24 protein-coding genes are annotated in these 17,191 nt (G+C 61.7%); 10 read left to right on the top strand and 14 right to left on the bottom strand.

The features are described from left to right. Window positions 1-81: 81 nt before the first annotated feature. Complete coding sequence (locus G6N33_RS24430) at window positions 82-252, bottom strand: PIN domain-containing protein (RefSeq protein WP_231382405.1); 171 nt, start codon at window positions 250-252, stop codon at window positions 82-84. Window positions 253-613: 361 nt separating this feature from the next. On the opposite strand from G6N33_RS24430, the gene G6N33_RS24425 reads away from it, so the two are divergent. Beyond that, window positions 614-859 (top strand): NUDIX hydrolase, encoded by a 246-nt coding sequence (locus tag G6N33_RS24425; RefSeq protein WP_049918928.1) that lies wholly within the window; start codon window positions 614-616, stop codon window positions 857-859. 510 nt (window positions 860-1,369) lie between these two features. Here the strand turns inward: G6N33_RS24425 and G6N33_RS24420 are convergent. Beyond that, window positions 1,370-2,302: an alpha/beta hydrolase family protein gene (locus tag G6N33_RS24420; RefSeq protein WP_101528743.1), complete on the bottom strand. Its 933-nt coding sequence runs from the start codon at window positions 2,300-2,302 to the stop codon at window positions 1,370-1,372. A 120-nt stretch (window positions 2,303-2,422) separates the two neighbouring features. On the opposite strand from G6N33_RS24420, the gene G6N33_RS24415 reads away from it, so the two are divergent. Next, window positions 2,423-3,019 carry a TetR/AcrR family transcriptional regulator gene (locus tag G6N33_RS24415; protein ID WP_044506180.1) on the top strand — a complete coding sequence of 199 codons (597 nt, stop codon included), beginning with the start codon at window positions 2,423-2,425 and terminating at the stop codon, window positions 3,017-3,019. A 223-nt stretch (window positions 3,020-3,242) separates the two neighbouring features. Here G6N33_RS24415 and G6N33_RS24410 read toward each other — a convergent pair whose 3' ends face one another. From G6N33_RS24410 to G6N33_RS24400, 3 genes are all read right to left on the bottom strand, one after another. Beyond that, on the bottom strand, window positions 3,243-3,686 hold the full coding sequence (locus G6N33_RS24410; RefSeq protein ID WP_044506182.1) for a TIGR03618 family F420-dependent PPOX class oxidoreductase: 444 nt from the start codon (window positions 3,684-3,686) through the stop codon (window positions 3,243-3,245). Window positions 3,687-3,795: 109 nt separating this feature from the next. Then, entirely contained in the window at window positions 3,796-4,686 is an 891-nt protein-coding gene (locus G6N33_RS24405) for an alpha/beta fold hydrolase (protein WP_044506184.1), read from the bottom strand. Continuing rightward, window positions 4,683-5,441 (bottom strand): SDR family oxidoreductase, encoded by a 759-nt coding sequence (locus G6N33_RS24400; protein WP_163771678.1) that lies wholly within the window; start codon window positions 5,439-5,441, stop codon window positions 4,683-4,685. Before G6N33_RS24400 ends, G6N33_RS24405 begins: the two co-directional genes overlap by 4 nt. Before the next feature lie 367 nt (window positions 5,442-5,808). Here G6N33_RS24400 and G6N33_RS24395 point away from each other — a divergent pair, with 367 nt between their 5' ends. Beyond that, on the top strand, window positions 5,809-6,291 hold the full coding sequence (locus G6N33_RS24395) for a MarR family transcriptional regulator (protein WP_049918930.1): 483 nt from the start codon (window positions 5,809-5,811) through the stop codon (window positions 6,289-6,291). Window positions 6,292-6,496: 205 nt separating this feature from the next. Here the strand turns inward: G6N33_RS24395 and G6N33_RS28045 are convergent, their stop codons facing one another. After that, window positions 6,497-6,961: a beta-eliminating lyase-related protein gene (locus G6N33_RS28045; protein WP_196806366.1), complete on the bottom strand. Its 465-nt coding sequence runs from the start codon at window positions 6,959-6,961 to the stop codon at window positions 6,497-6,499. Window positions 6,962-7,016: 55 nt separating this feature from the next. Further along, complete coding sequence (locus tag G6N33_RS28040; protein ID WP_196806367.1) at window positions 7,017-7,151, bottom strand: beta-eliminating lyase-related protein; 135 nt, start codon at window positions 7,149-7,151, stop codon at window positions 7,017-7,019. A gap of 401 nt (window positions 7,152-7,552) precedes the next feature. Here G6N33_RS28040 and G6N33_RS24385 point away from each other — a divergent pair, with 401 nt between their 5' ends. From G6N33_RS24385 to G6N33_RS24370, 4 genes are all read left to right on the top strand, one after another. Further along, window positions 7,553-8,020 carry an SRPBCC family protein gene (locus tag G6N33_RS24385; protein WP_044506185.1) on the top strand — a complete coding sequence of 156 codons (468 nt, stop codon included), beginning with the start codon at window positions 7,553-7,555 and terminating at the stop codon, window positions 8,018-8,020. Window positions 8,021-8,235: 215 nt separating this feature from the next. Then, window positions 8,236-8,526, top strand: coding sequence for a nitroreductase family deazaflavin-dependent oxidoreductase (locus G6N33_RS24380; RefSeq protein ID WP_081661963.1), 291 nt, complete (start codon window positions 8,236-8,238; stop codon window positions 8,524-8,526). Window positions 8,527-8,561: 35 nt separating this feature from the next. Next, window positions 8,562-8,732: a DUF2188 domain-containing protein gene (locus G6N33_RS24375; protein ID WP_081662297.1), complete on the top strand. Its 171-nt coding sequence runs from the start codon at window positions 8,562-8,564 to the stop codon at window positions 8,730-8,732. Between the two features lie 247 nt (window positions 8,733-8,979). Next, the gene (locus G6N33_RS24370) at window positions 8,980-9,219 is read left to right on the top strand and encodes a hypothetical protein (RefSeq protein ID WP_044506189.1); all 240 of its coding nucleotides are present in this window, start codon (window positions 8,980-8,982) and stop codon (window positions 9,217-9,219) included. 281 nt (window positions 9,220-9,500) lie between these two features. Here G6N33_RS24370 and G6N33_RS24365 read toward each other — a convergent pair whose 3' ends face one another. Continuing rightward, complete coding sequence (locus G6N33_RS24365; RefSeq protein ID WP_044506191.1) at window positions 9,501-9,920, bottom strand: hypothetical protein; 420 nt, start codon at window positions 9,918-9,920, stop codon at window positions 9,501-9,503. A gap of 159 nt (window positions 9,921-10,079) precedes the next feature. Then, the gene (locus G6N33_RS24360) at window positions 10,080-10,973 is read right to left on the bottom strand and encodes an alpha/beta fold hydrolase (protein ID WP_044506193.1); all 894 of its coding nucleotides are present in this window, start codon (window positions 10,971-10,973) and stop codon (window positions 10,080-10,082) included. A 162-nt stretch (window positions 10,974-11,135) separates the two neighbouring features. Here G6N33_RS24360 and G6N33_RS24355 point away from each other — a divergent pair, with 162 nt between their 5' ends. Further along, window positions 11,136-11,813: a TetR/AcrR family transcriptional regulator gene (locus tag G6N33_RS24355; protein WP_163771676.1), complete on the top strand. Its 678-nt coding sequence runs from the start codon at window positions 11,136-11,138 to the stop codon at window positions 11,811-11,813. 573 nt (window positions 11,814-12,386) lie between these two features. On the opposite strand, the gene G6N33_RS24350 is transcribed toward G6N33_RS24355, so the two are convergent. Further along, entirely contained in the window at window positions 12,387-12,752 is a 366-nt protein-coding gene (locus G6N33_RS24350; protein ID WP_044511856.1) for a VOC family protein, read from the bottom strand. An 851-nt stretch (window positions 12,753-13,603) separates the two neighbouring features. On the opposite strand from G6N33_RS24350, the gene G6N33_RS28035 reads away from it, so the two are divergent. Beyond that, window positions 13,604-13,822, top strand: coding sequence for a helix-turn-helix domain-containing protein (locus G6N33_RS28035; RefSeq protein ID WP_044506195.1), 219 nt, complete (start codon window positions 13,604-13,606; stop codon window positions 13,820-13,822). Between the two features lie 95 nt (window positions 13,823-13,917). After that, window positions 13,918-14,472, top strand: a complete 555-nt coding sequence (locus G6N33_RS24340; protein ID WP_179962648.1) for a hypothetical protein — start codon at window positions 13,918-13,920, stop codon at window positions 14,470-14,472. A gap of 621 nt (window positions 14,473-15,093) precedes the next feature. Here the strand turns inward: G6N33_RS24340 and G6N33_RS24335 are convergent. The 4 genes from G6N33_RS24335 to G6N33_RS24320 all read right to left on the bottom strand — a co-directional run bounded on the left by G6N33_RS24335 (window position 15,094) and on the right by G6N33_RS24320 (window position 17,142). After that, window positions 15,094-15,330: a type II toxin-antitoxin system Phd/YefM family antitoxin gene (locus G6N33_RS24335; RefSeq protein WP_231382406.1), complete on the bottom strand. Its 237-nt coding sequence runs from the start codon at window positions 15,328-15,330 to the stop codon at window positions 15,094-15,096. A gap of 167 nt (window positions 15,331-15,497) precedes the next feature. Further along, window positions 15,498-16,052 carry an RES domain-containing protein gene (locus tag G6N33_RS24330; protein ID WP_081661965.1) on the bottom strand — a complete coding sequence of 185 codons (555 nt, stop codon included), beginning with the start codon at window positions 16,050-16,052 and terminating at the stop codon, window positions 15,498-15,500. Beyond that, the gene (locus tag G6N33_RS28115) at window positions 16,053-16,169 is read right to left on the bottom strand and encodes an antitoxin Xre/MbcA/ParS toxin-binding domain-containing protein (RefSeq protein ID WP_231382648.1); all 117 of its coding nucleotides are present in this window, start codon (window positions 16,167-16,169) and stop codon (window positions 16,053-16,055) included. 436 nt (window positions 16,170-16,605) lie between these two features. Then, complete coding sequence (locus tag G6N33_RS24320) at window positions 16,606-17,142, bottom strand: hypothetical protein (protein WP_101528746.1); 537 nt, start codon at window positions 17,140-17,142, stop codon at window positions 16,606-16,608. Window positions 17,143-17,191: the final 49 nt, after the last annotated feature.

Here is a 17,191-nt window from a genome sequence, read left to right as displayed (position 1 = left end):
GAGCGATCGTGCCGGGCGATGGACTCGCATCGGTCCGCGTTTGGACTGTTCGTCACGTGAACCCAGGGGCGGGGGAGGGGCTTAGGCTTGCAGCGTGGGTGTAAGGGCGGCGTCGACGATCTTGGCGTCGCGGGTCGCGATAGTGAGATTGCGGCGCAGCGCCTGGGCCACGATGACGCGATCGAACGGGTCTTTGTGATCCCATGGAAGTCGGCGACAGCGCCATCCAACGTAGCGCTGTGAGGTAATCATCGATACGTGCCCGAACGGCTCCAGGCACCTTCTCAGCACAACATCGCTTCATGGATATCAGCAGTCACCCATGACCAAAGTCGTTCATACTCGTTAATATGCTGTGCGGCAATAGAATTCATAGCAAAGTCAGCCCTCGTGGTCATATAGCCAGCCACCCGCGCGTGCGAGGCCCACAAGGATACGGATATCGCTCGCCAGCAGCGAATTCCGACCAGCGAGACTCAGCCGCAACGCCCACTCGAATACGTGCCGTTAGGGTTGTCAGGTGACCAGTTCATCAGCTGATGCGGTGCGCCGGGTGGGAATCAGGCTCGCCGCACTCGCTTAGGACGGATACCGGACCTCGGCGGTCAAGCTCATGTCCTGCCGGGACCGCGAGTTGCAGGCCAACCCGCCGTCGATGCCTATACACGTCTACAAGCTTTTCTTTCTCTGCCACGCCAACGGTGCCGCCGAAGCGCCCGCCCCGCTGGAGACCCTCGAAACCGGCTGGTTCGGCCTCGACGAACTCCCGCCACTATCACTCGGACGGGTCAACCAGAGCCAGCTACGACGAGCACTCGGCCACCACCGCGACCCCACGCTGCCCACAGAGTTCGACTAGACAACGCCTCGTCGCCGCTACCGCTCCTCCCGGCAACACGGCAAGGCACCTGTAACGACCGCAGCAATCAATGCGAGCCTATTTTGCTGGTGACCCAGGCGCGGATAATCGCCCGTTCTTTGAACAACCCGCCCGAGCACCACCGCCAGTCATCGGTCGCACTCCACCGTTGAATACGGCGGAATCGAATATGGCGGGTCACCGGTACGGGCGTGGAGCGTGGTACATGTTGTCGCGCACCGAATTCGAGATAGCCGGCGGGCAAACCTGGCCCTTAGGCACGAAACATCACGGTGACGCGTTAGCCGGGGACTAGCGACGTCGGCGGCCTTGGCCTGCGCCTGCCTCCGAGCTGCAGCGGCTCCTGTTGCGGCGATTGAGATCTGTACAAACGCACGGTTATAGGATCCGCTACGAAGATGAGAAATTCGTCCGCCATTTTGATCAGAACTTGGCAAAACAGCAGGTAGATGGATCGTGTCCGCGAGCGTAGGTGAAGTAGGGATTCGTTTACTTCGAGTCGACTCTTGTCAGCTGCTCGGGGGTGGCGGCAAGTCTTTGTTGCTCGGAAGGCCATGCGCTGCGATCGATACCGAGTGCGGTTCGTAGCCAGGCCACCGTGGCGTGCTGGACGATCGCGACGCGCTCTGGGCTCTCGTCGGTGGTGCGGGTGTCGTTGTAGCCCTGGATGCCGCCGAGGCCGTGTTCTCCGCCCGTCAGAACAAGCAGGTCCCGTGCGCCCGGGCTGAGCCGGTAGCCGTCGGTAAACCAGTCCGGACCGCGCGTGCTGAGGGGGGACTGGTCGCGGTCGCCTGCCACCACCAAGCTCGGGGTCGTCAGATTGGTGAAATCAGGGTTCATAAAAGGGAAGTACTCGGTGGCCAACGGGGTCAGATCGGTGCCCCCGGTTCCGGGCAAGCAGAGCAGCAGTGCGGCCTTTACCCGTGGGTCTGCCATGCTTTGCCCCGGTGCCCGGCCGTCTTCGATGATGCGGGCGCCGGCGAGCATGCTGGCGGTCTGCGCTCCCCATGAATGTCCGGCTGCTGCTACGAGCCCGCGGTCGATGCGTCCGGCCAGGCCGGGCACGGCTGCTTCGACCCGGTCGAGTTGGTCGAGGATGTGAGTCAGGTCCTGGACCCGAATCCGCCAGATGTCAGGGGCGCGCGTGTCGTCTGGGGCGAGGCCGAGCGAGTCTAGGTGGGTTGGCTGGATCACGATGAACCCGCGGGAGGCCCAGAATTCGCTCAAGGGGACGTAATCGTCCATCGTCAGCGTCATGCCGTGGGAGAAGACGATGACCGGCAGTCCTCGGCCGCGCGCGGGTGCGGAGACGCGTACCTGTAGGTCGTGACCACGGCCGGGCGCGGTCAGGGTCACCGGTCGAACTGAGATGACCGGCGTGATTCGGTCGATGTCGTCGGCGGTCGCGAGAGTGGTGCTCATGGTGTCGAACCTCTTCTGAGTCATTGGGTGACCGGTGATCTAGGATGGAACCGGAACGTCGCTCCGCTAGCGTAGCGGAACAGCGCTCCGTTTTTCAACCTTGATCGAAAGAGGAGAAGTGTGACGCCTCGGGCTCCGGCCGCTCGGGCACGCCCGGCCAAGCGCGCGGACGCTCGCCGCAACGAACAAGCGCTTTTGGATGCCGCCGCAGCGGTGTTCGTGCGCAGCGGGGTCGACGCCCCTGTGCGTGAGATCGCGGTCGAGGCTGGCGTCGGGGTGGGCACCATCTATCGGCACTTTCCCACCCGCGCCGATCTCGTCGTGGCGGTCTTTCGTCATCAACTCGATGCGCTGTCCTCGCTGGAGGCGATCGTCCCGGCACCCGACGAGAATCCGTATGCAGCGTTGCGGTCGTGGGTTCACCGGTTCGCCGACTTCCTGGTCACCAAGCACGGGTTGGCCCGGGCGTTGCGCTCAGACCAGGCCGGCTTCGACACTTTGCATGCCGAATTCCTTGAACGCCTGTTGCCCGTGTGCGATCGAATGCTGAAAGCTGCCGTGGCGAAGGGTCTTCCGCGGGGCGACGTCCGGACGCTCGATTTCCTGCACGGCGTCGGCAACCTGTGCATCGGCGTCGAAGCCGATCCCGAGTATGACGTTCACGGCATGATCGATCTGTTCATCGCGGGTTTGGCGCAACCTTTGATTGACCAGTAGGCAACACGCATCGCTACGGTCCTAGGATCCGCCACGAAGATGAGAAAACGCACCCGCCATCTTCATGAGAAGCTTACAAACCTGCTGCTAAAGACGTCGAGATCCGTCGCGCAGTTTGAGAACCTACAGCTGGTGATAGTAGCTACTAGTCGCCGACGTGTGTCATGGCGTTACTGATTTCGTGGAATATGCTGTGGGCCTGTGCAATTCGCTGTCACCGTGGTCAGTTGCCGATGGCATAGATGCGGGTGGGCCGGATCAACACGGCGGCGCGGCGTTCGGTACGCATGGTGTGGTCGTAGTCGGTCCAGTTGTCGTGGCTGGCGCCGGCGGCGGTGAAGATCTCGCGCAGCAGCAGGCGTAAGCGTTCGGAGTCCAGCCAAGGTTGTGGGTCGTCGGGGCCGGCGATCTCGGCGCGGCCCTCGACAGTGGCGTAGCGCCATCCGTGACGGAAGGTGGTGCTGATTTGGGGTCGGGCCCGCAGGTTGGCTTGTTTGACCTTGCCTCGGGACACGAATGCCAAGACGGGCTCGCCGGATTCGGGATGGCTGATGATGCCGGTGTTGACGACGGTCGACTGGATCGTGGCATCGGCTCGCAGCGTCGAGACGACGGCAACCCCTCGTTCAGCCTCAGCTAGTGCGACAGCTTCCTGCAGTGTGGTCATCGGTTTCCTTCGGTCGCAGTTGTTTTCCTTGGCCTAGCTCGACGCCAGTGGCGTTTTGGGATTGCTGGCATCGGCACGACGCAGCGTGACACCCGTAGCGGGTGTTTTCTTATGGGGCGAGCTGGGGTGGGTGTCGTTCGAACGCGCGGATTTCGTCGCTGATTGCTCGCGGATTGCATTCTTGAATCAAGTGCTTGGCGCCGCCAAGGATTCGAGTGTGGTGGCGGGGGAAGGTGGCTTCGAACCGTTTGCGTTCGCTGGCTCTGAACCCGATGTCGGCGTTGCCCCATACCAGCAGCACGGGCTTGTCGGCGAGCTTTGCCAGTCCTGACTCGACTTGTGCGAGGTAGTAACTGCTGGCCAGGATTTCGCGCGGAAAGACCGCGATGGGTTGACGTGATTTCGGGGTGGGGAAAGGCCCGCGATAAGCCGCTTTTTCGGCCGGCGTCAGGGGATGAGTGATCCCGGCTGGCATCAACCAGACGACGAAGGCGTTGAAGCGCCGGATGAGCCAGCGACTCAAGGGGTTACCGGCGATGCGGGAGAACATGGCCACGTGCGGGATGTCTTGTGCCGGCCAGGCCCAGGTGTTGCCGATGATCAGCGAGTGGAAGAGATCGGGGCGGCGTCCGGCAACACCGAGCCCGATCGGTCCGCCCCAGTCATGCACCATCAGTCGGATGTCAGTCAACCCGAGTTCGGTGATGAAGCGCTCCACGACATCAGAGTGCTGCTCCGGCTTGAACGTGTAGCCGGGGGCAGCGGTACTTAGCCCGAAGCCAGGGTAGTCCAGGGCAATACAGCGAAATTGGGTCGACAACTCGGTGATGATGTTGCGGTAGACGAACGACCAAGAGGGATTGCCGTGCAACAGCAGCAGCACCGGTCCGGAGCCCTCGTCGATGTAATGCACGGTGTGGCCGTCGATGTGCCGATAGTGGTTGTCGAACGGGTAGATCGTGGTGTCGAGCCAATCAGGCACCGCGGGGGCGGCGTTCATGACTGTGCCTTCGCCGCGAGGCTGTCAGCGGCCTTGTTCATCATCGTGAAGATGGCGTTGGGAGCGATCCTTGACATCGCGTACAGGAACTTCGTCTGCCCGATGCGCAGTTCGGTCGTGTCGTTAGTCAGAGCTTTCACAACAGCGGAGCCGACCTTGTCCGGTTTGATCTTGGATCCGCCGTACTTGCTGGTGAGTTCGGTGTCCACGGTCGGGGGCAAGACCTCGAGCAAGTGCAGGGTGTCGCCTCGGGTTTGGTGCCGCAACGCTTGGCTGAAGGCATGCACGCCAGCCTTAGCGATCGCATACCCCGGCATCCGGCCGAACGGCGCGTAAACCAGGCCGGTGCTGACGTTGACTACGGCCGCCTCCGGCCGGCCCCGAAGAATGGGCAGCAACGACATGGTCAGATGCATCGGCGCCGAGAGGTCCAGTGCCAATTCGCTTTCCATCGCGAGCAGGGCGGATGGGTCGTGCAGATCGATGTCGGTCATGGTGCCGGCATTGTTGACCAAAACGTCTAGCTCGCGGCCGCCGGCGACATGTTCGACGAGGCGGTCCCGATCGCCTTCGTCGGTAAGGTCGGCCACGAACGTGCTGATGCCGGGATCACGACCCTGCGCCGTAGCCAGCCGCCGGGGGTCGCGTCCCACGATCAAGACCTCGACACTGGCGGAACGGAGCGCCTTGGTGATGGCCAACCCGATACCCGACCCTCCGCCGGTGACGACGGCGAACTTGCCTCTGAGCTTCACGGTGTTTCCTTTCCTCGATGCGGCAGCCTGCCGCATCATCAGCCGCTCGATGGTTGACACAATAATCCATCAAATGAACGCTCCGATCAATAAAGTATTCTATGGCCGGATGATGATGAGACTGGCACCGGCCCCGGTCGGCTAGGCGCCGAGACGCCGATCAGATCAAGAGGGTCTGTTCGCGGCGACCGTCCCGGAGAACGACGTCCAGTGACATCAAGGCTGGCGGCCAAGCCCCCCGGCCGCGCCCAGCCGGTCTCGAGGCGGATCAGCCACTATGCGGAGTGTCAAACCATCTCAGACGAAGATGATCCATTGGTCGACGCGTTAAAATGGTCCGTTGATCTTCACCGGGACGGGAGCGCGCATGGCACGCAACATCGAGCAGTCTGGCGCAACGCCGGCGTCGACCGGAGGGACCGCTGCTGCGGTACCCATTCCTGCAGTCCTGGCAGACCATGTGTGTTTTCTGTTGGGGACGGTCAGCGCGCGGGCGATCGAGCTGTTCGGTCAAGAATTGGCTGGAGCCAAGCTGTCGGTCCGCGCAGCGGGGATGCTGCTGCTGCTGGATGCTCAAGGACCGACAAGTCAGCACATGATCGGACAACAGATGCGGCTGGAACGCAGCACGATGTCGTTGGCCGCCGACGAACTTGAACGCAACCGCCTGGTCCGGCGCAGGAGGGCTCCGGCTGACCGTCGGCTTAACGAACTCGAACTCACCGCTCGCGGTAGGCGGGCGGTCGACGACATCAAGATCGCCACCGACCACACCACCGACACGCTGCTTGCGCCCCTGACCCTCGAAGAGCAACAGCAGCTCCTCGCTCTGCTGCAACGGATCTTATAACCGCTCCGCCGTCGGCCGTACCGAGTGGGTGAACAGGGATTCGAGGGTCACGCAACTCGTTTTGGGATCAACATCCCGCACGACGCCGGCCCACCGCGTTGATCGACAACCAAAAGGAGATCCCATGCATGACCCAGCCGTGACGAATACGGACTTTGAGCAGTGATTGTCAGCCATGACCGCAACTGCGACTAGTAACTAGTAACTAGTTGCCCAGTTCATGGATAATGTAGATTATCCATGACATAATGTTGGAAGATGCTGTTGCACAGCATAGTTGGTGAAGTAACCGTCGCTGTGACGTATTCGCCAAATGTAAGTTCAACTGCCGAAGAGCTGAACCTTCAGCGTCCCAGCGTATTTGGGCTCGACAAGTCGACGGGCAAGCGCCGACTTGCCCCCTGGGAGTCGAATCGTGTTTCGGTCGGATCTGGGCGACAATTCCGCCGCTATGAAGCCACTTTTCGAGGGGTTCGCAGTCTGGGGTGGGGAGCTGTGCGAACACCATGTTGGTCGCGTGTGAGATGGCGGTCGCCTGCTCGACGTGCGCGAGTGCCTCAGCAAGGAGGGCGGCATTGGCGTGGTCTTCGCTGAGGCGCCGGACGTTATATTCGAGCGCATAGAGGCATGTTGCGGCTAGGATCCCCTGATTGGCGCATCCCCCCGCCAAGGACTTTGCGCCAGCGTCTTGCGCGAATGATCAGCGACTGACTGCCTACTAGTACCTAACCAACTGGCGCTCCAAGGCCTTTCGAGAAACAGATCGAGACGGTGTCGAATGGTGCGCACAGTTCTGCAAGTGTGGCACCGGACGCGACGGCCGCGTTGTAGAGGCGTGCCCCGTCAAGGTGCGCTGCCAAACCTCTGTCGCGTGCGAGCGTGACGGCCAGGTCCGTTCGCTGTTAACTTGGCGGCCTTATGCAGGGAACCGCCAGCTTGAGTGAGACGCAATCGAGTGTGTCCGTCTCATTTGAGTTGGCGGACCGTGTCAGCGTGCTGCTGGCCCGCGTGCGTAGCCGCATCCATTACGTGGTTTCCATCGGCCGATCTGCCGGCGGCCGCCACTACTCGAGGCTCTGCGCTTGCCAGCGGTCCATAACCGCGGAGAGATTCGATACAGAATATGAGGCGGCGCCACCTGCGATTTTGAGCGCGGGGGTTAGCGCGTCGGCCCTGTCTCATTTCACTAGAAGTGAGACACGGCGGTCCGTAGGGTTGGCGAGTCATTGCATAACTCTCTTGGCTGGCGCACCATACGCCAATGAGTAAGGTAACCCTAACTACGGAGCTTCCAATCTCGGCAGCCACGGCCTCGGCGCTGGCACGCAAACCGGCGATGATCGCCTTCGTTTTAAGCCCATACCTCCGCGCTTACCGTCTCGAGGTCGTCCCTGAGCCGATAGAAGTCGGCACCCAGGGATCAGCGCGTCTGTGGTGGCTGGGCGTGATTCCGTCATGGATCCATCACCTGATCGTCGTCCGACTTGACGCCACCGAAATCTACACGCGAGAACATGGTGGACCTGTGCGCACCTGGAACCACCGGCTCACCTTCGAAGCCCTCGACGACCACAGCTGCCGCTATATAGATGAAATCGAAACCGACGATGGGCTAAAGGGAGCCCCGACGCGCCTTTTCATCAGACTCATGTTTCGCCACCGTCACCGCCGCTGGCGCACGCTCGCCAACATCCTGGCCGTGGAGGAAGCCGGATGGGACAGGATCTGATCGACCTCATTTCTCTGGAACCGGGAACGGGCCGAGGTTTGTGCGGAACCGACTAAGTTCGAGAAGGTGCCAAACCGAGTCGCGCATTCGATCGCCGCGACCGCGGCCAGGACCGCATCAATGCTCGGCCCACGGGCAATGCGGACAGTTGCGCGATTCACAAACGCGTGACCAACCCGCTAGTCCAGGGGGTCTTGGCTCCTCGCCTGCGCCATATGGCCATCATCGAACACACTGGCCGCAAGTCCGGAAAGAGCTACCAGACGCCGGTTGTGGCATTCGTCGTAGGCGGCACGTTGTCCGAAGTGCTGAACTACGGCACGAAGTCAGATTGGGTGCGCAATGTCGAATCGGCCGGCTCTGCACCTGTCGTACATCAAGGCAAGCGCTACGAGCTGACCAGCCCGCGCATCCTTCCTCTTGATTCCGCTGAGCCGCCACCCGCGGTGCGGGTCATCCGTGGCCCCACACGCAGCGCCTTGCACGCCACCTTGACCCCGCCCTAGACGCTCAGGCTGAGGCAGTTGATCGAGCCCGCCAGATTCTGCCAAACAACGGCGGCGGTGAACTCCGAATTCACGCTCTCGCCGGCCAGATCCGCGACTCAGACACATCGCGCCGGGCAACGACTCTAACCTGCCTCGAGATAAGCGCTAGCAGGGATTTCCCAGCGCGGTTTTCGCCGCACCGGGAACCCCAAATATACCGGTAACCTGCATATGCGAATCCGTCGTATTCGAGCGCGCCAGTCCCGATGTCATGCCTTCAGCATCGCCGAGTGGCCAACGCAATGTCGAGGGTGATTTCGAGGGGACGGGCGCTTTGCATGGTCCATTGTTCCCAGAGCCGGGAGGTTGTGCTCCGACCGTTAAGGAGCGTTGCCGCAACCTTGATCTCGCACTCTTACCGTGGAGATACGAGATAACGCCTATTGGCGACCACAAATCGTGGGGGTTCATATGACGACGGAAATCGCCGCGCTTGAGGCAATCGAGAAGGATGCGGACGACGCGAACGATCTTCTTTTGGCGGTCGCGGCAATGAACGCATTTGCACCCCTGGGGGACACCGTTCTTGTCGGCAAACCGTGCTGGCGCCTCACGGAAAAAGAGATTGTGGGCGCGTCGATGACGGTGATTTTGGTGTCCCTCATGGTGGTGATTAGCGTCGCCGTCGGCACGGCCCTGACAATGAGTTAGCGATCACAGATCACTGATCCGGTCAACCCGCACACCGGGCGACGTTCTTTCAACGCTTACATAGGGCCCCTCCGCTCGTGCGTCACGGGACCCAAGCCCTTTGGCCGGGCAGCGGTATTCGCAATGCCACAGCGCTGCGGGCGACGCAATCGGTTGGAAAGAGCGCAATACGCGGTCAAGATGTGGTCCAGCTGACGGGCGAGCCGCAGTGGGAGACGCACCGCGTGTCGCCCCAACGCGCGACCGATCCCGGGAGCGGGTTCAGGTGGCGGGTTGGGGGATTAAGGCGGCGACGCGGTCGCCGAGCTACCCGGATCTTCGACAACCAATCCCGCCTCGAGGATGGCGTAGGTCTTCACGGGCCATCTGGTGGCGTTGATCTCGACGTAGGCGGGAGGAGAGGCGAGCGGCGCAATGTCCTCGAGGTCTGCGAAGTGGCCGAACCGCCTCGCGGTGGCGTTGAGCCCATACTCCATTCCATTGGAGGTGAACGTTTGCATGCTGTCTTGCATATAGCACTTCAACACTCCGTCGGGCACGGTGAACGGCCATACACCATCAGCCCAGGTGGCCTTCGACAGCAGGGGACTAACCGCGGCCGGCGTGAGAGTAGCCTGCGCCGATACAGCTTCGTCTGGTCGTGAGCAGCCTGCAACGGCCAGTACAGCGACGACGACCAAGCCCAACCGTTGCATCGCCATGACTTAATGTTAGGCAGCCAGGGCACCACACCCGTCGGCAAGATGTGCAGCGTGGGTCAAAATCCCAGTACCCCGTTCGACGAGGAGTTGTTCGGTTTCGGAGCCAACGCGGTGCAGCAATCCCATGACGCGGGCATAGATGCGGGGTGGACGGATCAGCTATCTCGTGGGGGCTGGGGTGGGGTGTTCTTCGAACTTGCGGATTTCCTCGCTGATTGCCTGGGGGTCGCATTCCTGGATGAAATGCTTGGCGCCGTCCAGGATTCGGGTGTGGTGGCGGGGAAAGGCGGCTTCGAACCGTGTGCGTTCGCTGTCCTTGAAGCCGGTGTCGGCGCTGCCCCACAACAACAGCGTCGGCTTCTCCGCAAGCTTTGCCAGTCCCGACTCAACCTGGGCGAGGTAGTCACGGCTAGCCAGGATTTCGTGCGGAAAAATCGCCGTCGGTTGACGTGACTTTGGGGTGGGGAAGGGTCCGCGGTAGGCAGCCTTTTCGGCGGGGGTCATGGGGCGTGTGACGCCAGTGGGCATCAGCCAGACAACGAACGCGTTGAAGCGCCGGATCAGCCAGCGGCTCAATGGATTACCGACGAGGCGAGAGAACATGGCGATATGCGCGATGTCCTGTGCTGGCCATGCCCAGGTGTTTCCGATGATCAGGGAGTGGATGAGGTCGGGGCGGCGCCCGGCGACGCCAAGCCCGATTGGTCCACCCCAGTCGTGCACCATGAGTCGGATGTCCGACAACCCGAGTTCGGTGATGAAGTGCTCGACGACACGCGAGTGTTGCTCGGGTTTGAAGCCGTACCCGGGGCCGGCGGTGCTCAAGCCGAACCCGGGGTAATCCATTGCGATGCAGCGAAACTGGGTCGACAGCTCGGCGATGATGTTGCGGTAGAGGAACGACCAGGTGGGGTTGCCGTGCAGGAGCAGCAACACCGGTCCGGAGCCTTCGTCGATGTAGTGCACGGTGTGGCCGTCGATGGGTAGGTAGTGGTTGTCGAACGGGTAGAGCGTGGTGTCGAGCCAGTCCGGCACGCGACGATCGGTGTTCATGAGTGCGATCCCTTTGCCTACTTTGGTGCGGAAGCCAGCTAGCCCTCGGTGGTGTTTTCCCCGCTGGCGTGGGGTGTCAGGTGCTATAGTAACGCTCAATCCTGACTCAAAGTCAAGATTTGGCACCCGTGAAAGGCAAGGTTCAATGACGCGGCGGTTTTGGTGACCAATCGCGACGCAAGCCGTTCATCGCCGCGATCTGTGCGTGGACGCCAGCCACGGGGACGTTCGAAGCGTCAGAAAATCATCGCCGCTGCTGCGAAGTTATTCGCTTCGCAGCCTTACGATTTGGTCAATATCGATGAGGTGGCCGGCGACGCCGACGTGGCCCACGGTCTGGTGTTCTACCACTTCAAGGATAAGCGGGGACTCTACGTCGCCACGCTGAAGTACCTCCTCGAGGAGCTCGACCGTTTTGTGGCGCCGTTGCCGGCCGAGGCGACGCCGGAACTCCAAGTCCGCGGTGCACTGAGCCGCTATCTGCAGTATCTGGCTCGCTATCCGGTGGCTATGCAATCGTTGCTGCGGGTCGGCTTGCAGGATCCTGAGCTGAGCGGGTTCTACGCCGACACTCGTGAACTAGGACTAGGTCGGCTGTTGAGCGCATTGGGTGAAACCGAACATGCCGAGTCGGCCACTTTGCGTGTCGCACTGCGCGGCTGGACGGGGTTCGTCGACCAGGTAGCAATCGACTGGCTCGGCATCAACCACGATCTCACCCTCGAGGATTATGTGGATCTGTGCTTCGATGCGTTGATTTGGGCCGTGCATTCCGGGGAGGGACACCGTCCGACCCCGCGAGGCTTGGCGCGGCATCTATCTGGTCACGCTGCGCCTTGATAGGGTGGCGGGAGCGCGCCGAACCGACGGAGGACCCTTACGCGCGCGCAGACTCAGCCGGGTGCGGTTATCCCAACGCGAGCTAGTCGATCAAGCCTCCATGCAGTCGCACGGCTTATTGGGTCGGTTGTTGTTTTGTGAATTGGGTGGGGATGGTGAGTGGGCCCCGGATGGCGGGGGTGTTGCGCCAGGTTGGTGTGCCGGTGAGGACTGGCCTACGGGAGAGTATGTGGCGGACCCTACGTGATTCATCAGATCAACCCTCGCCGCCTCCATAGCGACGTGTGATCGTGATCGGCCGACGCGGGCAAGGTGCGGTGCACCTACCGGCTGCGCGTATCGAGCACCGCGGCGCGGTTGCTACTGGCCGTCCGCCCGGCCTCGAGCTGATCGAGATGTTCCACGAAGGCCTCACTATCTTGTGAACGCTGACCCGCCCGGCCGCCACGTGCTTGTCAGCGTTGCCCGGACGGCGAACCTTTACCAGGTCACTTTTAACGACTTTAGGCCGTAGATGAAGTCGAACGACCTGAACTGCACCTCAGTGAATTCCTCAGCCAGAGTGCACTGAAGTCAGGGCAGCAATGTGGTGATACAGAAAGGATGACCAGCCGGATCGATGAGGACCCGCCATTGGTCCGGCCGCGGCTGAACGTCGGCCTTGGCGGCGCCGCATGCGATGATGCGCGCTTCTTCGGCATCGAGGTCGGCAACAGCTAAGTCGAGGTGTAGCTGCTTGGACACGGTCGCCGCCGGCCACGTGGGCGGCACATGCTCCGCGACCCGCTCGAACGTCAGGAAGACGTCTGCACCGCTCAGGACCACGAGCTCGTCAGAGGACAGTGCCACTTCCAGGCCTAGGACATTCTTATAGAAGTCGGCGAGTGCGACTGGATCTGGGCAGTCAATGGCGATAGCCCCCAAACGAGCGCTTCCCATGATGCTCCCTTCCGCTGTTAATGCTAGGTCATCCCATCGTGCGTTCCTCGCGAGCTGCACCGCCGCGCTGGTCAGGGTGTCGCGCCCCATCCCGCGCTACACCTGTGACGTCGCGCATGATCGCAAGGACTGCAGGGCCGACGACGACGAACACGATGTCAGTGAGGATCTCGAAAACAACAGTCACCCAAGAGAATTAAGTGACCCGCGCGGCCGACGAGTCCTCCGCCGGTCCGACTGAGAATCGCCGCGCCATCCCTCGACCCGCCACGTTCGATGCGATAACCGCCAAATCGACCGAGACAGGACACGCAAGGAGGCGGATGCTGATTCATCTGATGCAATATGCAGTACTTTACTTGACATAATGTCGCTTATCGGCATACACGTACACCGAGTCGCATTAGATGAAAGCGCTCGCACCCCTTGATGTTGTTGATTTCAGGGTGCGTTCTGCGCCGTCGTACTACCGATGAGCTTCATAGACAACACGGGTTTGAGCCGTCGCGACGGCTCGGACCGGCGTTCGTATCGCAGTCGTTATCCGTCGCAAGGGTTGTGTACTCCGAGGCCGTCGTACATTTCAATCACTTAATGAATGATTCGGCAGTTGGGTGAAGTCCTTGAGTGTGCCGCTCTTCGATATCTCTGAGAACCGCCTTCCGCGACCGCTCCTCCCTTCCGCCATATCTCTGGCAATACGTCACAGTGACGAATTGCCCGGGTCGCAGCGGGTCTGAGTTCCAGCACTCTCACCGGTCTCGCCGGTTTGATCGGACCCGATTCATCCTCCCAGCGGGTGTTGGACTCAACACTTAGCAGCCAATTGCGCAGCATTTAGGAAGGCGTAGTTGGCGCGCTGCGATGCCGACCTCGTCGCCAGCGACGACCCGATAGGCGACATCGCCGCGAGATGGGGCTTCGTGAGCCTGCCGCACTTCAGCCGCGTCTTCACCAAGCAATACCGGTGCGCGCCCCGGTTGGGCCCGCCACTCCCCGTGATCTGTTCGCGCGGATGGGCAATCGAAGACGCACGAATCGTCAATCGCGGGTGTCCAGAGTCGACCTAATCTTGCTGTCGATGCGCCGATGGGTGGACGAGATGACGCGATCTGTCGACCGACCGAGGGCGCTGAGCCACACGGGATTCCAGGGGAGTAAGCGCATGACAATTACCGATGTCCGGACCGACCTGGTCCTGGTACACAGCACGCAGGCGGCCACCATCCACGCACCGATCGGCAGCGTGAACATCGCCGACTGGGTACTCAATCTGCCCGACGCCGAATACCAACGCTGCGCTCCGCCCGATCACCTCGCCGCGGGATCAACCACGACCGACGACGGACGGCCGATGTCGATCAACGTCGAAGAGATCGGGGGCGCCCTGGTGGTTCAGCACTACGTCGCTGAACTGCACGAGCCACACCACTGCCACCTGGTGTCGATGAGTGACCTGCGAACCCCCTTGGGCTGGTCGAAGATCCAGGTCATCTGGGATTTGAGCGTCTCCGCCGAGGACGGCGGAACGTGCCGATTCACCAACCTGGTGATCAGCTACCCGACCCACGGCTTCCTCGACATGCTCGAAGCGGCCGGCCAAACCTTCGAGCATGCGGCCGCGGCCCTGCAAGAGGCCGTCGCGGACCACAACCGGCGGGAAACCCTGCTGTTCGCCGACAGCATCGAACGGCACGCGGCGGCGACATCGGCTTCGTGATCTCACCTCGCGGTGACACCGGCCACGGTCGCGGTGCGCGACGCTCAGGAACGCATCCGGACTTTCCCAACGGCGTTGTAAGACCGGCGGCCAGCGGACGCGGGCGTATTCGACTTCATTGCGGTCGGTGCAGCCAGCGCCGGCTACGTGCTCGCCAACCGGGGCCAGCGTCGACGGGTCTGCTCTGCGTGCTGCTGTTCGAAGCATGCCACGACTCCGCAACCGAGTTGCGCGTCCCGGCCCGATTCTCCACACCGTTCGCAGCGGCACCGAGTAGTGCGGGAGCTCGAAGATCGGCACCGAAGCAGGCTTGTGCGGCTCCATGATGCGCACCTTGGTGCGTCGCGGCCTGGTCATTGCCCGTCGCGCATGACGCTCACCTCGAACTAAAAAGCATCGGATTCGTGTTGTCGCGGTACACGACAACTCGCCCGTTGTGGATTGCCGACGAGTCGATACGCGCTTGGATGCCCTACAAGTACTCGTCTCTGAGATGCCAGCTCCCCCTGGTCGCAGAAATGCTCGGCTACAGCGACCAAGTCATCCAGAAACACGCCGCCGAAGCCGGCAACACCTGGGCCAAATACGTCCGACCCCAAACCTGTTGTGCCCAAGCAATATTCACGGCATTCCCTTAGTGGTCCTCGAACCCTGTAGCTTCCGTTTGCGTCCGGGAAGCCCATACCGCACGCGAAGCTCTTCCCCGCTGATGGTCCGGCCTGCCGCATAATCTCTGTCGGCCTGCGCCAGTTCCTTCAGAATGTCGGGTTGCATCAAGGCATGCAGCGTCTCTTGCAACGAGTCGAATTCATCGACAGGCATCAGAATGACCTTCGCCCGGCCAGGCGTCGAGGTCATCACCGACTCCCCCGAGGCTCGCACCTCCTCGATCAGCCGGCCAAGCTCTGCGCGACGACTCGAACTTGCGGTCCAACGGTTTTCGTTCGTTGACGACGATTATGACTACGCCGGTAAGCCCTTGGCGGCGTCAGGTAGGTCGCAGATCCCTTCCGGAGCCAGATTGTCTATAGAGGGCGGTTGAGACTCTTGGCTGCCGCGACAACGGCTGGATGGTCGAGGTTCAGATGCTCGAGTTCGACGAGCTCGGGCCGTTCCCAGCTGGCGATGACGGTCCAAGTCGGCCGGTGGAAGGACCACCACTGCACCGCCTGCCATTTTCGGTCATCAATGGCAGGAGAGCGCTGAGACCAGATCCGGTGCGCCCACTCCGAAGTGACTGCCAGGTTGCGAGTGACGATCTGTGTCGGTCGAAGCCCTAGCTCTACTAGGCGGTGCGGATCATCAAGATCGCAAATGCGCAGATCGTCGGGCAGTTCATACAGTCCGAGCGTCTTCCGTGCACCGTGTACTGCCGGAAAATCGAACATCGAATCGATCCAGCGCGACAGGTTGCCGAACGCCTCGCCGCATGCGGCTTCGGATTGGCGGGCCACGTACCACACGTAGGAGTCGGGGTGGTCAGCCCGGCCACCGCGCTGCGGGCGGTGTTCATAGAGAGGATGCCCCGGCTCGCCGAGCGGAGCTGCTTCAAGGTAGGGAAAGACGCGATATACCAGCACTCACGCCGCCCCGCCCCACATCTCTGCGTCAAGCGCTTGAAGGACCCGAGAGGCTCCTTCAGTTATTAGAACATCAAGCGGTCGGGCTCCCCCGAGGAAGGCGTTAGCGCTTTCCATCCAGATACGCGCTGAGTCGCCACCCCACACCAAGCGCGCGCGCGAATACACATGTTCTAGATCAATTAGCGCCGGAGCTGCGGTGGGGCCAGGACGCTCTTCGCCTGATGCCCATCGGGAGGTCTGCGATGGGCTGACGCCAATCAACTTCGCCAGCTGTGCACGCGAGAACACGTTCGCGAGGTACAGGACCCGCTGTTCAGACAAGGGATCATCAGCCGCCACCCGGCCCTTCCGGGCCCCCACCACGGCCGCCTTTGCTGTGGGCGCCCTCTTCACCGGAGCTCTGACGGCCACCTTCTTCGACGCACTCTTAGCGCCGCCAGCCTTCTTTGTAGCCATATCATCACTCTACCCAATTTTTTTCGTGGGCTGCGACGTGAGAGCAACTGGGCCCCAAGTTGCCTCGAAACCTCGGCAGGGGCTCTCCGGTTGATCAGGCTGCAGCCACGCCGGCGATCAGTGCCGCTCCCCACCACATCTCAAGTGATGCATCGCTGCGTATCGGGAGAAATACGGCGGAATCGAACATGGCGGGTTGCCAGTAATCCACGTCTTCCGTTGTCCTGCACCGTATTTCACGGTAAAAGTCGCCCCCACACGCCGCGTCGGGTCGGGTCAGCCACTTGACCTCGAAGGCGTCCCGGTGAACGGCGACGAACTGAGAGCGGCTCACCAGTTCGTCTGCCCAGCGAAATACTTCGCCGCCGACCGACAGAATGTCGCGCTCAGTGGCCAGCCGGGCTTGATCCCCACGCAGCGCCGTGACCTCAGCGCGTAACCGAATCAGCTCCTGCTCACGCGTCTCCATCCGGGCTGCGGGCATACTCGCTGATCCGGGCTTGCCGTGTCGGATCGCCACGCCGGCGAGCCTGCACCACCCCGACAGCGTGGCCTCACTGACGCCAAGCTCGCTAGCAATCTGCGTGATCGTCGCACCCTCGGTATCCCCGGTATAGCGCGACGGCATCACTCTTGAACTCGTCGGGATAATTCTTCCTGTTACGCCAATACCAGCGACT

The sequence above is a fragment of the Mycobacterium simiae genome (genome assembly GCF_010727605.1).
GTDB classification, from domain to species: Bacteria; Actinomycetota; Actinomycetes; order Mycobacteriales; family Mycobacteriaceae; genus Mycobacterium; species Mycobacterium simiae.
This window is presented reverse-complemented; position numbering and strand designations above follow the sequence as displayed.

Bases quoted from the DNA above. Each gene is read 5' to 3' on its own strand.
- G6N33_RS24430 (WP_231382405.1), bottom strand. From the start codon at position 252: ATGATTACCTCACAGCGCTACGTTGGATGGCGCTGTCGCCGACTTCCA.
- G6N33_RS24425 (WP_049918928.1), top strand. From the start codon at position 614: ATGTCCTGCCGGGACCGCGAGTTGCAGGCCAACCCGCCGTCGATGCCT.
- G6N33_RS24420 (WP_101528743.1), bottom strand. From the start codon at position 2,302: ATGAGCACCACTCTCGCGACCGCCGACGACATCGACCGAATCACGCCG.
- G6N33_RS24410 (WP_044506182.1), bottom strand. From the start codon at position 3,686: ATGACCACACTGCAGGAAGCTGTCGCACTAGCTGAGGCTGAACGAGGG.
- G6N33_RS24405 (WP_044506184.1), bottom strand. From the start codon at position 4,686: ATGAACGCCGCCCCCGCGGTGCCTGATTGGCTCGACACCACGATCTAC.
- G6N33_RS24395 (WP_049918930.1), top strand. From the start codon at position 5,809: ATGGCACGCAACATCGAGCAGTCTGGCGCAACGCCGGCGTCGACCGGA.
- G6N33_RS24385 (WP_044506185.1), top strand. From the start codon at position 7,553: ATGAGTAAGGTAACCCTAACTACGGAGCTTCCAATCTCGGCAGCCACG.
- G6N33_RS24380 (WP_081661963.1), top strand. From the start codon at position 8,236: ATGGCCATCATCGAACACACTGGCCGCAAGTCCGGAAAGAGCTACCAG.
- G6N33_RS24370 (WP_044506189.1), top strand. From the start codon at position 8,980: ATGACGACGGAAATCGCCGCGCTTGAGGCAATCGAGAAGGATGCGGAC.
- G6N33_RS24365 (WP_044506191.1), bottom strand. From the start codon at position 9,920: ATGGCGATGCAACGGTTGGGCTTGGTCGTCGTCGCTGTACTGGCCGTT.
- G6N33_RS24360 (WP_044506193.1), bottom strand. From the start codon at position 10,973: ATGAACACCGATCGTCGCGTGCCGGACTGGCTCGACACCACGCTCTAC.
- G6N33_RS24350 (WP_044511856.1), bottom strand. From the start codon at position 12,752: ATGGGAAGCGCTCGTTTGGGGGCTATCGCCATTGACTGCCCAGATCCA.
- G6N33_RS24340 (WP_179962648.1), top strand. From the start codon at position 13,918: ATGACAATTACCGATGTCCGGACCGACCTGGTCCTGGTACACAGCACG.
- G6N33_RS24335 (WP_231382406.1), bottom strand. From the start codon at position 15,330: ATGACCTCGACGCCTGGCCGGGCGAAGGTCATTCTGATGCCTGTCGAT.
- G6N33_RS28115 (WP_231382648.1), bottom strand. From the start codon at position 16,169: ATGGAAAGCGCTAACGCCTTCCTCGGGGGAGCCCGACCGCTTGATGTT.